Here is a 14,652-nt window from a genome sequence, read left to right as displayed (position 1 = left end):
GGCCGGGCTCAGGCCCGTGGCGGCTGCCAGCGCCCCGGCTCCTCGGGAGGCAGGCCGTAGGAGGGCACCTGCGACGACGGCGCCGCCGGCGCCTGAGGTGCGGGGGGCTGCTGCGGCCCGGAGGCCCGCGAGGCCTCAGTGGCGTCGTTGGCCACCTTGTTGTAGGCCAGGGACAGGCCGAAGCAGACCAGGCCGGCGGCCAGCAGGGCCAGGACCCTCGTGAGCGGGCTCTGGCCGCCGATGTCGAGCACCGCCAGCTTGAGCACGGAGACGAGCACGAGCACGAGGCCGTAGTGGCGCAGCATCGTCAGCCGTGCCCTGAAGCCCAGGACGATGCACACCGAGCCCGTGGCCAGGATCGTGATCGTCATGAGGACGCTCTGCACGTCGGTGCCCGCCAGGATGAGCACGGATGCCCAGGTGACGGCGGTCAGCAGCACGGCGCTGGCCATGAGCGGCTCCGTCTGGCGCAGCCAGGGGCGCATGACCCTCACCGCGAGCACCGCCAGGCCCAGGGCCATGACGACGTGCACCGCGTCCTGGACGACGCCGTCCGTCAGCGTCGTCGTCGCCAGCTGGGACACGGCCACCAGCCCCGTGAGCGTGAGCCCCGCCCAGGCCAGCGGCGTCGGCGCGGGTGGAACGGGCACGGTCCGGTCCAGCGCCCGGCCCCGGACGAGCTCGAGAGGCGTGACGGTGCGCTGGAAGAGGCCGGCGAGCACGAGGCCGGCACTCACGCCTCCGGCCAGCAGCGTCGGGACCGAGGCCGCCGCCTGGCCCTCGAGCCAGCCGGAGATGATGAGGGGCACCGCGCCGACGACGGCCCCGGCCAGGACCCACGTCGCGAGCAGGAGCGTGTGGCGGCGCTGCGCCAGGGCCGCGGCGCGGGGGCCGAGGCCCTCAGAGGCCCCGGCGGCCGGCTGGGTGGCCGGCACGGCCCAGCCCGCCGGCGGCGAGGCGGGCACCCTCACCGGCACCGTCACCAGCCGAGCCTCGAGCAGGGGCGCCGCAGCCACCGCGACGAGCAGGGCGAGGAGGTGACCGAGGCGCTCGGCGGAGGACAAGAGAGACTGCTGGAGAACGGCCATGAGCATGACGGCCGTCGGGGTCACGACGGCGAGGGCGAGGGACTCACCGACCGCGGCCAGGGCAGCGACGACGACCGCCACCACTGCGAGCAGGCACAGGGCGGGCTCGGTGAGCACCGTCATCCCGCTGGCGACGGCCACCACCATGAGGTGGGCGATGACCGACGGCCGCCGCCAGCCCTCGCGCAGGGGACGCAGGAGCAACAGCACCAGTGCGACCGCGGTCAGCAGCACGAGGACACCGGCGCCCCCGATGGTGGGGCCGTGCTGCGAGTGCCAACCGGGCCCCGGCACGGACAGCAGCTGCCCGTGCACGACGAGGGCCATGACACCCGCCGCGGCCACACCGGCGCCGGCGGGAAGCCGCCACCGGTTGGGGACGAGGGCGTCATCGACCGCCTCCGCGTACAGCACCGCCACCGGCACCAGCATGAGGAGCAGCACGAGGAGGGCGGAGGATGAGACGAGTCCGGGCAGCGGCGCCATGAGGACGGCGCCGAGAGCCACGGGCGACGCGGGTCGCACGAGGGCGGCGTCCGCTCCGCGCGTGCGCAGCAGGACGGCGGAGGTGACGGCGAGGACGACGAGCAGAAGGGCGACCATCGCCCAGGTCTGGACCGCCTGCGCCGCACCGGTGCGCACCTGGTAGGCCGAGAAGCCGACGGTGACGAGCCCGCCGAGGGCCGAGATGACGGAGGTGAGGCCCTGCGCGCTCATCCGGGACACGAGCAGCAGGACCACGCCCCACAGGGACATGAGTGCGAAGGCGCCCAGCGACCCCAGGCCGGTGTCGAGCAGGACGGCGCCGATGACCGTGACGAAGCCCAGTGCCCCGCCCGTGCCCGTGAGCGTCGCCGCGGCGACCGCCTGCCGCGGCCGGCTCCGGCCCAGCAGGGAACCACCGGCGACCAGGCAGATGCTCACGACCCCCAGGACGAGGATCTTGACCGGGTCCGGGATCGAGTCCCACACGAGGGCGATGAGCGTGACGGCGGCGAGCAGCACGAGCAGCGCGGCGGCGCCGGACAGCAGGTAGCGGCCGATGTTGCCCTCGGAGCGCGCCTGGTCCCACCACCCCGGCTGGGCTGGGACGACCGGGCGGGCTGGGGTGACGGGCCGCGCCGGGACAACCGGGCGGGGCTGGGAGCCGGTGGCCGCCGTCGGCGGGGTGCCGGGATCGTCTGAGGCCGACCGGGGCTGGGAGGGGGCGCTCGCCGTCGGCTGAGCGGGAACCGGTGCCACGGGCGACTTCGGCGCCTGGGCCGCTGGTGCCTCGTCGGGACTCACATGGCGCGCGATCCAGTCGATCTTGCGCTCCATGACGTCGAGCCGTCGCAGGACCTCGGCCAGGTCGATGGGCCGCTCCTCGCGACGGGCCCGGGGGCCGGCGGCATCAGGTTCGAGGGACATGGGAAGCCTTCGTTCGGGGGTCTGCGGGCCCAGGCTATGCGCCGGGGCACCGGGCGCCCAGGGGAGCGCACCCCTGTGGACAGCTGGTCGGGCGCGCGCAGCGCCGGGCAGCCCGCAGCACGCGGCGCCGGCAGGGAGATAGCCTGCGTCCATGAGCGAGAACGGACTCACTGCTGCCCAGGACAAGATGCGCGCCGGCGGCGTCGCCGAGCAGGCCATCGACGTCTTCACCCACTACTACCGCTCCGTCGAGAAGGGCGCGACCGGCCTCATCCCCGAGGAGACGATCGAGCCACTGACCGAGATCGACTCCATCGAGGACGTCGAGGTCAGCGAGGAGCAGGCTCGCGAGGCGCTCTCACGCACGGTGCTCATCAAGCTCAACGGAGGGCTGGGCACCTCCATGGGGATGGACCAGGCGAAGTCCCTGCTCCCGGTGCGCGACGGCAAGACCTTCCTCGACCTGCTCGTCTACCAGGTGATGGCGGCGCGCGCGAGGTACGGCGTCGAGCTGCCGCTCATCTTCATGAACTCCTTCCGCACCCGCCAGGACACCCTCGACGCCCTCGCACAGCACCCCGGCATCGAGGTCGAGGGCCTGCCCCTGGACTTCCTGCAGAACCGCGAGCCCAAGCTGCGCGCCGACGACCTCACCCCCGTGACGTGGGAGGCGGACCCGTCACTGGAGTGGTGCCCGCCGGGCCACGGCGACATCTACACGGCGCTCGTCGCCTCCGGCGTCCTCGACGCCCTCCTCGAGCGCGGCTTCCGCTACGCCATGACCTCGAACTCGGACAACCTCGGTGCCGCACCCTCGGCCCGCATCGCGGGCTGGTTCGCCGCCTCGGGCGCCCCCTACGCCCCCGAGATGTGCCGACGCACCCCGGCGGACGTCAAGGGAGGCCACCTGGCCGTGCGCAAGAGCGACGGCCGCATCATCCTGCGCGACACGGCCCAGACACCGCCCGAGCAGATGGGCTACTTCACCGACCAGTTCCGCCACCCCTTCTTCCACACCAACAACCTGTGGTTCGACCTGCAGGTCCTGCGGGACACGCTCGTCGAGCGCCAGGGCATCCTCGGCCTGCCCCTCATCAGGAACGAGAAGACCGTCGACCCCTCCGACGCCTCCTCCACCCCCGTCATCCAGATGGAGACGGCCATGGGGGCGGCCGTCGAGGCATTCGAGGGCGCGACCGCCGTCGAGGTCCCCCGAAGCCGCTTCCTACCGGTCAAGACCACCAACGACCTGCTGCTCGTGCGCTCGGACGTCTACGAGGTCGACGAGGACGGCCTGCTGCAGATGGTGCCCGACGAGGCCTGCACCGTCAGCCTCGACCCCCGCTACTACAAGAGGATCGCGGACTTCGAGGCCCGCTTCGCCCAGGGGGTGCCCTCGATCCGCGACGCCCGCGCCCTCAGCGTCACCGGTGACTGGACCTTCGAGAGCGACGTCGTCGCCACGGGTGACGCCGTCGTGGGGGAGGAGGGCGCCCCGGGCGTCATCACCTCCGGCACCCGCCTGTGAGGCGGCGGCCCCGCAGCCACACGTGAGCAGCGCAAGGGCCCGGGACCGTCACGGTCCCGGGCCCTTGCGCGTCCGGTGGGCGATACTGGAATCGAACCAGTGACCTCCTCGGTGTGAACGAGGCGCTCTAACCCCTGAGCCAATCGCCCGGTGCGCGGCCCAGGCTATCGGCAGGCGGGCTGGTGGAGCAAACAGGGTGCCGGTGAGGTGGATCACCGCCATGTCATTTGCACTGTCTTCCGACGCCGGGCTACTGTTCAACCCGTCGCGAGCGGCTCCTCGGAGCGGCTCAAGGCACCACGCGGATGTGGCTCAGTTGGTAGAGCATCACCTTGCCAAGGTGAGGGTCGCGGGTTCGAGTCCCGTCATCCGCTCTGAGGAGCCGGGAGCTCTCCCAGCAGCCCCCAGCACTCAGCGGTGGGTTGGCCGAGAGGTTAGGCACCGGCCTGCAAAGCCGTTGACACCGGTTCGAATCCGGTACCCACCTCGGGCGATTGGCGCAGCGGGAGCGCGCTTCCCTGACACGGAAGAGGTCACTGGTTCGATCCCAGTATCGCCCACCACACCCGCAGCGGCGGCTGGCACCGCCCGGCGGCTCAAGCCCAGCGATGAGTCCCCGATACGCTTCACCCCATGGCCGACCCCTCGACGTACCGCCCCGCGCCCGGGGAGGTCCCCACGTCGCCCGGCGTCTACCGCTTCATCGACGCCGAGGGCCGCGTCATCTACGTCGGCAAGGCCAAGAACCTGCGCCAGCGCCTGTCGAGCTACTTCCAGGACCTGGCGGCCCTGCACCCGCGCACCCAGAAGATGGTGACCACCGCCTGCGCGGTCGAGTGGACGGTCGTGTCCACCGAGGTCGAGTCCCTGGCCCTGGAGTACTCCTGGATCAAGGAGTTCAACCCCCGCTTCAACGTCATGTACAAGGACGACAAGTCCTACCCGTACCTGGCCGTCACCATGCAGGAGACCTACCCCAGGGCCATGGTGGTGCGCGGCGCCCGCAAGCCCGGCACCCGCTACTTCGGCCCCTACGTCCAGGTGTGGTCCATCCGCGAGACCCTCGACCAGCTCCTGCGCGTCTTCCCAGTGCGCTCCTGCTCCCCGGGCGTCTTCAAGCGCGCCCACGCCTCCGGCCGTCCCTGCCTGCTCGGCTACATCGACAAGTGCTCGGCCCCCTGCGTCGGACGGGTCAGCGCCCCCGACCACCGGCGCCTGGCCGAGGACCTGTGCGCCTTCATGGCCGGGCGCACCGGCCCCTACCTGCGCGAGCTCGAGTCCGAGATGCGGGCGGCCGCCGCCGCCCTCGACTTCGAGAGGGCCGCCCGCCTGCGCGACGACGTCGCCGCCCTGACGAAGGTCATCGAGCAGAACGCCGTCGTCCTCGACGACGCCACGGACGCCGACGTCTTCTCCCTCGCCAGGGACGAGCTCACCGCCGCCGTCCAGGTCTTCCACGTGCGCGGCGGGCGCGTGCGCGGGCAGCGCGGCTGGGTCATCGACCTCGTCGAGGAGGCCTCCGACGCCGAGCTCGTCGAGCGCCTGCTCCAGCAGGTCTACGCCGACCTCGTGGCACCCGCCGACGACGACGCTCACGACATCACCCCCAGCCTGCCCACCGCACCCGTGGGCACCGCCACGGGCGCCCCGACCGCCTCGGGACCGACGACCTCCCTCGGCGTCGGCCACCGCGCCCCCTCCGCCCCCGCCCACCGGGCCGGCGCCCCGGCCGGAGGGCGCGACGGCCGCCTGCGCGAGGACCGCACGGCCGCCGCCACGAGCGTCGACGACGTCACCCACACCGCCACCACCGCCGTGCCCCGCGAGATCCTCGTGCCCGTCCTGCCGCCGGACGCCGCGTCCGTCGCCTCCTGGCTCACCGCCCTGCGCGGCGCCAAGGTGGACCTGCGCGTGCCCCGCCGCGGGGACAAGGCCGCCCTCATGGACACGGTGCGCAAGAACGCTGAGGAGGCCCTGCGCCTGCACCGCACCCGCCGCGCCGGGGACCTCACCCAGCGCGCCCAGGCCCTCGAGGAGCTGGCTGAGGCCCTCGACCTGCCCGAGGCGCCGCTGCGCGTCGAGTGCTACGACATCTCCCACACGCAGGGCACCTACCAGGTCGGCTCCATGGTCGTCTTCGAGGACGGCGCCCCCAGGAAGTCCTACTACCGCCGCTTCACCGTCCGCGGAAGCGAGGGGCGCGGGGCCAGTGACGACACCGCCGCCATGAGCGAGGTCCTCACCCGCCGCTTCACCCGCCTGCTGGCCGAGCAGGGCGCCGAGCTCAGCGAGGCCGAGCGCGAGCTCGTCGGGGAGGAGGGCGACGGCGTCGCCATCGCCTCCGGCCCGGTGGACCCCGCCACCGGCCGCGCCCGGCGCTTCTCCTACGCGCCCGGCCTCGTCGTCGTCGACGGCGGCCTGCCGCAGGTCAACGCGGCCCGCGCCGTCCTGGACGGGCTCGGCCTGGACACGCCCCTCATCGGCCTGGCCAAGCGCCTGGAGGAGGTGTGGGTGCCGGGGGAGGAGTTCCCCGTCGTCCTGCCGCGCACCTCACCGGCCCTCTACCTGCTGCAGCACCTGCGCGACGAGTCGCACCGCTTCGCCATCACCCACCACCGCTCCAAGCGCGCCAAGGGGATGACCCGCTCGGTCCTCGACTCCGTCCCCGGGCTCGGGCCCGCCCGCCAGGCCGCCCTGCTCAAGGAGTTCGGCTCGGTCAAGCGCCTGCGCCAGGCCAGCCCGGAGCAGGTCGCCGCCGTCAAGGGCATCGGCCCGGTGCTCGCCACCGCCGTCCTGGCCCACCTGTCCTCTGCGGGCACGGGGGACGAGGGCCAGGCAGGCCCCGGCTCCCCGAAGGACGCGACGCCCCGGGACCTCTCAGCCCGCTGAGACGCTGACGGCCGCGGCGGCCGCCCGCGCCCTCTCGCGCGCGGTGCCCACGTCGCTGCCACTGGCCAGCGCCACACCCAGGCGCCGGCCCACGTGCGCGACCGGCTTGCCGAACAGCCGCAGGTCCGACTCCTCGACCGCCAGCGCCTCGGCCACCCCGGAGAAGACGGCGCCGGCGCCCCCGGCACTGTCCACCGGGCTCTTGATGACCGCGGACGCCCCCGGCGCGCGCAGGCCGGTGTCCACCGGCAGCCCCAGCAGGGCGCGCGCGTGCAGCTCGAACTCGCTCAGGCGCTGGCTCGCCAGCGTCACCATCCCCGTGTCGTGGGGCCTGGGGGAGACCTCGGAGAACAGCACCTGCTCGCCGACGACGAAGAGCTCGACACCGAACAGGCCCCAGCCGCCCAGCGCCCCGGTCACCCGGGCCGCGACCTCCTGGGCCCGGGCGAGGGCCGCGGCCGGCAGGGCCTGCGGCTGCCAGGACTCGACGTAGTCGCCGTCGACCTGGCGGTGCCCGATGGGCTCGCAGAAGCTCGTCACCGTCGCTCCCGTGACGGCGTCGCGCGAGCGGACGGTGAGCAGGGTGATCTCCGTGTCGAAGCGCACCAGGCCCTCGACGATGACCCGCCCGCGGTCCACGCGCCCGTCCTCGGCGGCGAAGCGCCACGCGGCCTCCAGGTCCTCGGCGCGGCGCACCACCGACTGGCCGTGGCCCGAGGAGGACATCACCGGCTTGACCACGCAGGGCAGGCCCACCTTCTCGGCGCCGGCGCGCAGCTCCTCCAGGCTCGAGGCGAAGACGTAGGGGCTCGTCGGCAGCCCCAGCTCCTCGGCCGCCAGACGGCGGATCCCCTCTCGGTCCATCGTCAGGCGCACGGCCCAGGCCGTCGGCACGACGCGCACCGCCCCCTCGGCCTCCAGCGCCACCAGGGCCTCGGTGGCCAGGGCCTCGATCTCGGGCACCACCACCTGGGCGCCCGAGGACAGGACTGCGGCGCGCAGCGCCCCGGGGTCGGACATGTCCACGGTGAGCGCGTTGTGCGCGACCTGCTGGGCGGGGGCGCCGTCGTAGCGGTCGATGGCCGTGACCTCGACACCCAGACGGGTGAGCGCGACGGCGATCTCCTTGCCGATCTCGCCCGAGCCGAGCAGGGCCACCTTGGTGGCGCTCGTCGTCCAGGGCGTGCCGAGGGTGAGGGCGGTGGTGCTCATATGGCGCACGCTACCGGGCCGCGTGCCATGATCGCCCCATGAGCGAGCAGCGCGACCCCCTCCAGGACACGGTGCCCATCGAGATCCCCGCCATCGACGAGGCCACGCCCCCGGTCCCGCCCGCCGGGCGCCCCGAGATGATCGTCGTCACCGGTATGTCCGGGGCCGGGCGCTCACGCGCCGCCAACGCGCTCGAGGACCTCGACTGGTACGTCGTCGACAACCTGCCGCCCCAGATGCTGCCCGCCCTGGCCGGCATGATGACCACCGTCGGCCCCGGCGTGCACCGCCTGGCCGCCGTGGTGGACGTGCGCTCACGGGCCTTCTTCTCCTCCTTCATGCGCTACCTGGGCGAGCTGCGCGACGCCGGCACGACGGTGCGCCTCATCTTCCTCGACGCCGACGACACCTCCCTCGTGCGACGCTTCGAGTCCTCGCGCCGCCCCCACCCGCTGCAGGGCACCGGCACCATCCTCGACGGCATCGAGCACGAGCGCACGCTCCTGGCCGGCCTCAAGGGCATCGCCGACGAGGTCATCGACACCACGAGCCTGTCGGTGCACGAGCTCGCCCGGCGGGTGCGCGAGGTGGTGTCCACGGACACCGAGCTGCCGCTGCACGTGACGGTCATGTCCTTCGGCTTCAAGTACGGGCTGCCGATGGACGCCGACCACGTCCTCGACGTGCGCTTCATCCCCAACCCCTACTGGGTCTCCGAGCTGCGCCACCTCACCGGCCGCGACGCGCCCGTCGCCGAGTACGTCTTCCGGCAGGACGGGGCCGCCGACTTCGTCGACGGCTACGCCGACCTGCTCGCCCAGGCGCTGCCGCGCTACATCGACGAGCTCAAGCCCAACGTCACCATCGCCGTCGGCTGCACCGGCGGCAAGCACCGCTCGGTGGCCACGGCCGAGCGGGTGGGGGAGCGGCTGCGCTCCCGGGGCCTGAGCGTCGTCACCCAGCACCGGGACCTCGGCAGGGAGTGAGGACGCCGTGACAGCGAGCACCGCCAGCACCAGCAGCACTGCCAGCGCAGTGGGCCCCGGCCCCACCTCGACCACCACCCTCGACGCCGAGGGCTGGCGCCGCCGCGGCCAGGAGGGCCCGCGCGTCGTCGCCCTGGGCGGCGGCCACGGACTGTCCGCCACCCTGCGGGCCCTGCGCCACGTGACGCAGCGGCTCACCGCCGTCGTCACCGTCGCCGACGACGGCGGCTCCTCGGGACGGCTGCGCCAGGAGTTCGACTGCCTGCCCCCCGGAGACCTGCGCATGGCCCTGGCGGCCCTCACCGACGACTCCGAGTGGGGCCTGACCTGGCGCGACGTCCTCCAGCACCGCTTCGCCGGTGACGGAGAGCTCGACAACCACGCCCTGGGCAACCTCCTCATCCTCGCCCTGTGGCAGCTGCTGGGCGACGACGTCGAGGGCCTGGACTGGGTGGGGCGCCTGCTGTCCATCCACGGCCGCGTCGTGCCCATGAGCTCCTCGCCACTGGTCATCGAGGCCGACGTCGTCGACGGCGAGCGGCGCTCACGCGTGAGCGGGCAGGTCGCCGTCGCCACGGCACGCGGACGCATCGAGCACGTCCGCCTCAACCCGGCCGGGGCCGTCGCCCACCCCGTGGCCGTCAAGGCCATCGCCGAGGCCGACTGGGTCGTGCTCGGCCCGGGGTCCTGGTACTCCTCCGTCCTGCCCCACCTCGTGCTCGACTCCATGCGCGAGGCCCTGGTGGCCACCCGCGCCCGCAAGGTCCTCGTGCTCAACCTCACCGCCCAGCGAGGGGAGACCGAGGACATGACACCGGCGGACCACGTGCGCGTGCTGCACGAGTACGCCCCCGCCCTGCGCCTGGACGTCGTCGTGGCCGACCCCTCCACCGTCGACGACGTCGCCGCCCTCGAGGAGGCCGCCCGCCGCACGGGCGCCGTGCTCGTCCTGCGCCAGGTCCGCACCAGTGACGGCCTGGGCCACCACGACTCGCTGCGCCTGGCCGCGGCCTTCCGCGACTCCTTCGACGGCGTGGTCGCGGACCTGGGGGCGCCCCTGGCCCCGGACGCCACCGGCTGAGGCGTTAACCTGCAGCCCTGCCAGCCCGCAACCACCACAGCCCCGACGAACAGGAGCCACCACATGTCGCTGACGGTGACCGTCAAGGACGAGCTGTCCCGGGTGGCCCTTGGCACCACCGCCCAGCGTCGCGCCGAGGTCGCCTCCATGCTCCGCTTCGCCGGTGGGCTCCACATCGTCGGCGGGCAGATCGTCGTCGAGGCCGAGCTCGACCACGGGGGAGCGGTCCGCCGCCTGCACCGTGAGCTCAAGGACCTGTACAGCGTCGAGCCGGAGGTCGTCGTCGTGCGCGGCGGCTCCCTGCACCGGGGCAACCGTTACGTCCTGCGCGTGAGCGAGCGCGGCAAGGACCTCGCCCGGCTCACCGGCCTGGTCGACGGGCGCGGCAGGCCCGTGCGCGGCATGCCCGTCGCCGTCATCCAGGGCGGGCGCAGCGCCGCGGCCGCCGCCTGGCGCGGCGCCTTCCTCTCCCGCGGCTCGCTCACCGAGCCGGGACGCTCCTCCTCCCTCGAGGTCACCTGCCCCGGCTCCGAGGCGGCCCTCGCCCTGGTCGGGGCCGCCCGCCGCTTCGACATCGTCGCCAAGGCGCGCGAGGTGCGCGGCGCGGACCGCGTGGTCGTGCGCGACGGCGAGGCCATCGGCGTCCTGCTCGAGCGGATGGGTGCCGCCCAGGCACATGCCGCCTGGGGCGAGCGCCGCTCGCGCCGCGAGACGCGCGGCACCGCCAACCGGCTGGCGAACTTCGACGACGCGAACCTGCGGCGCTCGGCCCGCGCCGCCGTGGCCTCCGGGGCCCGTGTCGAGCGCGCCTTCGAGATCCTGGGCGAGGAGGTGCCCGAGCACCTGCTGCAGGCCGGCCGCCTGCGCGTGGAGCACAAGCAGGCCTCACTGGAGGAGCTCGGCCAGCTCTCCGAGCCGCCGCTGACCAAGGACGCGGTGGCCGGACGCATCCGCCGCCTGCTGGCCATGGCGGACAAGCGGGCCCACGAGCTGGGGGTGGCGGACACGGAGTCCGTGCTCACCCAGGACATGCTCGACCTCTGAGCCGCCCCGCGCCCCGCCCCCCGGGGCTGCTGCCACCACCCGACGCCTGGGACCAGGGTCCCGGACCGCGGCGCCCGCGTTGCCGCGGCGCGACGCGCTCCCCGCGGGCGGGCCGTCGTGTTCGCCCGTGGCGTGCCGGGCGGTCGCGGCACGGCCCGACGTGACGCTAGACTCCCGGACGTCGGGACCCTGGCTCCGCCGGGGGCTCCCGTAGGGCACACACGCTTGTGCCCTTCAGCTACAAGGACGTGCGCCCACCGGCGCACTAGGAGGACACAAAGTGACCACCCGCGTTGGTATCAACGGCTTCGGCCGCATCGGCCGCAACTTCTTCCGCGCTGCCCTCGAGCAGGGCGCGGACATCGAGATCGTCGCCGTCAACGACCTCACCGACACCAAGACCCTCGCTCACCTCCTCAAGTACGACTCCATCCTGGGCCGCTTCAACGGCGAGGTCTCCTACGACGAGGAGTCCATCGTCGTCAACGGCAAGACCATCAAGGTCCTCGCCCAGCGCGACCCCAAGGACCTGCCCTGGGGCGAGCTCGGCGTCGAGGTCGTCGTCGAGTCCACCGGCTTCTTCACCGACGGTGAGAAGGCCGCCGCCCACATCGAGGCCGGCGCCAAGAAGGTCGTCATCTCCGCCCCCGCGAAGAACGTCGACGGCACCTTCGTCATGGGTGTCAACGAGGGCGACTACGACGGCGCGACGATGAACATCGTCTCCAACGCCTCCTGCACCACCAACTGCCTCGCCCCGCTGGCCAAGGTCCTCCACGAGAGCTTCGGCATCGTCCGCGGCATCATGACGACGATCCACTCCTACACCGGTGACCAGCGCGTCCTCGACGCCCCGCACGGCGACCTGCGCCGCGCCCGCGCCGCCGCCCTCAACATGATCCCGACGAAGACCGGCGCCGCCCAGGCCGTCGCCCTCGTCCTGCCCGAGCTCAAGGGCAAGTTCGACGGCCTCGCCGTGCGCGTGCCCACCCCGACCGGCTCCCTCACCGACCTGACCTTCCAGGCCGAGAAGGAGGTCTCCGTCGAGTCCATCAAGGCCGCCGTCAAGGCCGCCGCCGAGGGCGAGCTCAAGGGCATCCTCAAGTACACCGAGGACCCGATCGTCTCCACCGACATCGTCGGCGACCCGCACTCCTCGATCTTCGACGCCACCGAGACCAAGGTCATCGGCGACCTCGTCAAGGTCCTGTCCTGGTACGACAACGAGTGGGGCTACTCCAACCGCCTCGTCGAGCTCACCGCCCTCGTCGGCTCCAAGCTCGCCTGAGCAGCTGACGCTCGCCGCATGAGCACCTGAGGCCCGACGCCCGTGCACGCCCCCGCGTGCGCGGGCGTCGGCCCGTCAGCGGCTCACGCTCCGCCGCTCACCCGGCACCCGACCACCACCACAACCAGCAGGTAAGAGGTTTCATGAAGACCATCGAGTCCCTGGGCGACCTCAAGGGCAAGCGCGTCCTCGTCCGCTCCGACTTCAACGTCCCGCTCGACGCGGACAAGAACATCACCGACGACGGCCGCATCCAGGCCGCCCTCCCCACCCTCAGGACGCTGCTCGACGCCGGCGCCAAGGTCATCGTCACCGCCCACCTCGGCCGCCCCAAGGGCCAGGTCAACCCGGACTACTCCCTCGCCCCCGTCGCCACCCGGCTGGCGGAGGTCACCGGTGTCAAGGTCACCCTCGCCGAGGACACCGTCGGCGAGTCCGCCAAGGCCGCCGTCGCCGCCATGAGCGAGGGCGAGATCGTCCTGCTCGAGAACGTCCGCTTCAACGCCGCCGAGACGTCCAAGGACGACGCCGAGCGCGCGGCCTTCGCCGCCGAGCTCGCCGCCCTCGCCGACGTCTTCGTCTCCGACGGCTTCGGCGTCGTCCACCGCAAGCAGGCCTCCGTCTACGACGTGGCCCGGATCCTCCCGGCCGCCGCGGGCCTGCTCGTCGGCAAGGAGATCGAGTCCCTGTCCAAGGCCGTCACCGACCCCGAGCGCCCCTACACGGTGGTCCTCGGCGGCTCCAAGGTCTCCGACAAGCTCGGCGTCATCGCCAACCTCCTGTCCAAGGCGGACCGCCTCCTCATCGGCGGCGGCATGGCCTACACCTTCCTCGCGGCCCAGGGCCACGAGGTCGGCACCTCCCTGCTGGAGAAGGACCAGATCGACACCGTCAAGGGCTACCTCGCCACCGCCGAGGCCAACGGCGTCGAGCTCCTGCTGCCCGTCGACACGGTCGTCGCCCCGGCCTTCGCCGCGGACGCCCCCGCCACCGTCGTCGAGGCCGACGCGATCCCCGCCGACCAGATGGGCCTCGACATCGGCCCGAGGACGGCTGCCCTCTACGCCGAGGCCATCGCCACGTCCAAGACGGTCGTCTGGAACGGCCCCATGGGCGTCTTCGAGTTCGAGGCCTTCGCCGCCGGCACCAAGGCCGTCGCCAGGGCCATGAGCGAGTCCGACGCGTTCACCGTCATCGGCGGCGGCGACTCCGCCGCGGCCGTGCGCACGCTCGGCTTCGACGAGTCCACCTTCTCCCACATCTCCACCGGCGGCGGCGCCTCCCTCGAGCTCCTCGAGGGCAAGGTGCTGCCCGGCGTCTCCGTCCTGGAAGGCTGAAAGAAACATGAGCAACCGCATCCCGCTGATGGCGGGCAACTGGAAGATGAACCTCGACCACCTCGAGGCCAACCACCTCGTCCAGGGCCTGGCCATGGCCCTGGGGGACGCCGCGCACGACTACTCCAAGTGCGAGGTCCTCGTCATCCCCCCGTTCACGGACATCCGCACCGTGCAGACGATCGTCGAGGCCGACTCCCTCGGCATCAAGTACGGCGCCCAGGACGTCTCCGTCCACGACAACGGCGCCTACACCGGTGAGATCTCCACCGCGATGCTCGACAAGCTCGGCGTCACCTACGTCGTCATGGGCCACTCCGAGCGCCGCGAGTACCACCAGGAGTCCGACGAGCTCGTCGGCGCCAAGGCCCGCAAGGTCCTCGACGCCGGCATGACGCCGATCCTGTGCTGCGGCGAGGCCCTTGAGGTCCGCAAGGCGGGCACCCACGTGGACTTCGTCCTCGGCCAGGTCCGCGCCGCGCTGGCCGGCTGGTCCGCTGAGGACGTCGCCAGGATCGTCATCGCCTACGAGCCCATCTGGGCCATCGGCACCGGCGAGACCGCCACCGCCGCCGACGCCCAGGAGGTCTGCGGCGCGATCCGCGAGGCCCTGCGCGCCGACTACGGCGACGCCACCGCGGACGCCACCCGCGTCCTGTACGGCGGCTCCGCCAAGCCGGACAACATCAAGGAGCTCATGGCCCAGCCCGACGTCGACGGCGCCCTCATCGGAGGCGCCTCGCTCAAGGCCGAGTCCTTCGCCGCCATGGCGGGCTTCTACGCCTGAGG

Annotated in this window: 10 protein-coding genes and 4 tRNA genes; 11 read left to right on the top strand and 3 right to left on the bottom strand. The window is 72.9% G+C overall.

From position 1 onward, the window contains the following. Positions 1 to 8 precede the first annotated feature (8 nt). Entirely contained in the window at positions 9 to 2,498 is a 2,490-nt protein-coding gene (locus tag H6X67_RS05045; protein WP_249367706.1) for a DUF2339 domain-containing protein, read from the bottom strand. Between the two features lie 151 nt (positions 2,499 to 2,649). On the opposite strand from H6X67_RS05045, the gene H6X67_RS05040 reads away from it, so the two are divergent. Then, on the top strand, positions 2,650 to 4,026 hold the full coding sequence (locus H6X67_RS05040) for a UTP--glucose-1-phosphate uridylyltransferase (RefSeq protein WP_249367705.1): 1,377 nt from the start codon (positions 2,650 to 2,652) through the stop codon (positions 4,024 to 4,026). A gap of 76 nt (positions 4,027 to 4,102) precedes the next feature. Here H6X67_RS05040 and H6X67_RS05035 read toward each other — a convergent pair. After that, positions 4,103 to 4,175, bottom strand: a tRNA-Val gene (locus H6X67_RS05035). 152 nt (positions 4,176 to 4,327) lie between these two features. Here H6X67_RS05035 and H6X67_RS05030 point away from each other — a divergent pair. From H6X67_RS05030 to uvrC, 4 genes are all read left to right on the top strand, one after another. Beyond that, positions 4,328 to 4,400, top strand: a tRNA-Gly gene (locus H6X67_RS05030). Positions 4,401 to 4,442: 42 nt separating this feature from the next. Further along, positions 4,443 to 4,513, top strand: a tRNA-Cys gene (locus tag H6X67_RS05025). 1 nt (position 4,514) lies between these two features. Beyond that, positions 4,515 to 4,589 (top strand) — tRNA-Val (locus H6X67_RS05020). A gap of 70 nt (positions 4,590 to 4,659) precedes the next feature. Beyond that, positions 4,660 to 6,915 carry an excinuclease ABC subunit UvrC gene (gene uvrC / locus H6X67_RS05015; RefSeq protein ID WP_249376319.1) on the top strand — a complete coding sequence of 752 codons (2,256 nt, stop codon included), beginning with the start codon at positions 4,660 to 4,662 and terminating at the stop codon, positions 6,913 to 6,915. Here the strand turns inward: uvrC and purT are convergent. Beyond that, positions 6,904 to 8,127 carry a formate-dependent phosphoribosylglycinamide formyltransferase gene (purT, locus tag H6X67_RS05010; RefSeq protein WP_249367703.1) on the bottom strand — a complete coding sequence of 408 codons (1,224 nt, stop codon included), beginning with the start codon at positions 8,125 to 8,127 and terminating at the stop codon, positions 6,904 to 6,906. The two genes, uvrC and purT, sit on opposite strands and share 12 nt — an antisense overlap. Before the next feature lie 38 nt (positions 8,128 to 8,165). Here purT and rapZ point away from each other — a divergent pair, with 38 nt between their 5' ends. The 6 genes from rapZ (at position 8,166) to tpiA (ending at position 14,650) form a co-directional block, all read left to right on the top strand. Next, positions 8,166 to 9,113, top strand: coding sequence for an RNase adapter RapZ (gene rapZ, locus H6X67_RS05005; protein ID WP_249367702.1), 948 nt, complete (start codon positions 8,166 to 8,168; stop codon positions 9,111 to 9,113). A gap of 49 nt (positions 9,114 to 9,162) precedes the next feature. Then, entirely contained in the window at positions 9,163 to 10,194 is a 1,032-nt protein-coding gene (locus H6X67_RS05000) for a gluconeogenesis factor YvcK family protein (RefSeq protein WP_249367713.1), read from the top strand. A gap of 63 nt (positions 10,195 to 10,257) precedes the next feature. Beyond that, positions 10,258 to 11,238 carry a DNA-binding protein WhiA gene (gene whiA, locus H6X67_RS04995; protein WP_249367701.1) on the top strand — a complete coding sequence of 327 codons (981 nt, stop codon included), beginning with the start codon at positions 10,258 to 10,260 and terminating at the stop codon, positions 11,236 to 11,238. A 280-nt stretch (positions 11,239 to 11,518) separates the two neighbouring features. After that, positions 11,519 to 12,526 carry a type I glyceraldehyde-3-phosphate dehydrogenase gene (gap, locus tag H6X67_RS04990; RefSeq protein ID WP_249367700.1) on the top strand — a complete coding sequence of 336 codons (1,008 nt, stop codon included), beginning with the start codon at positions 11,519 to 11,521 and terminating at the stop codon, positions 12,524 to 12,526. Positions 12,527 to 12,669: 143 nt separating this feature from the next. After that, positions 12,670 to 13,863, top strand: a complete 1,194-nt coding sequence (locus H6X67_RS04985) for a phosphoglycerate kinase (RefSeq protein WP_249367699.1) — start codon at positions 12,670 to 12,672, stop codon at positions 13,861 to 13,863. A gap of 7 nt (positions 13,864 to 13,870) precedes the next feature. Continuing rightward, positions 13,871 to 14,650 (top strand): triose-phosphate isomerase, encoded by a 780-nt coding sequence (tpiA, locus tag H6X67_RS04980; protein WP_249367698.1) that lies wholly within the window; start codon positions 13,871 to 13,873, stop codon positions 14,648 to 14,650. Positions 14,651 to 14,652 lie beyond the last annotated feature (2 nt).

It is taken from the genome of Actinomyces sp. AC-20-1, from assembly GCF_023369555.1.
GTDB lineage: Bacteria > Actinomycetota > Actinomycetes > Actinomycetales > Actinomycetaceae > Actinomyces.
Note: the sequence above shows the minus strand (reverse complement) of the source record. Positions and strands in the feature narration are given on the sequence as shown.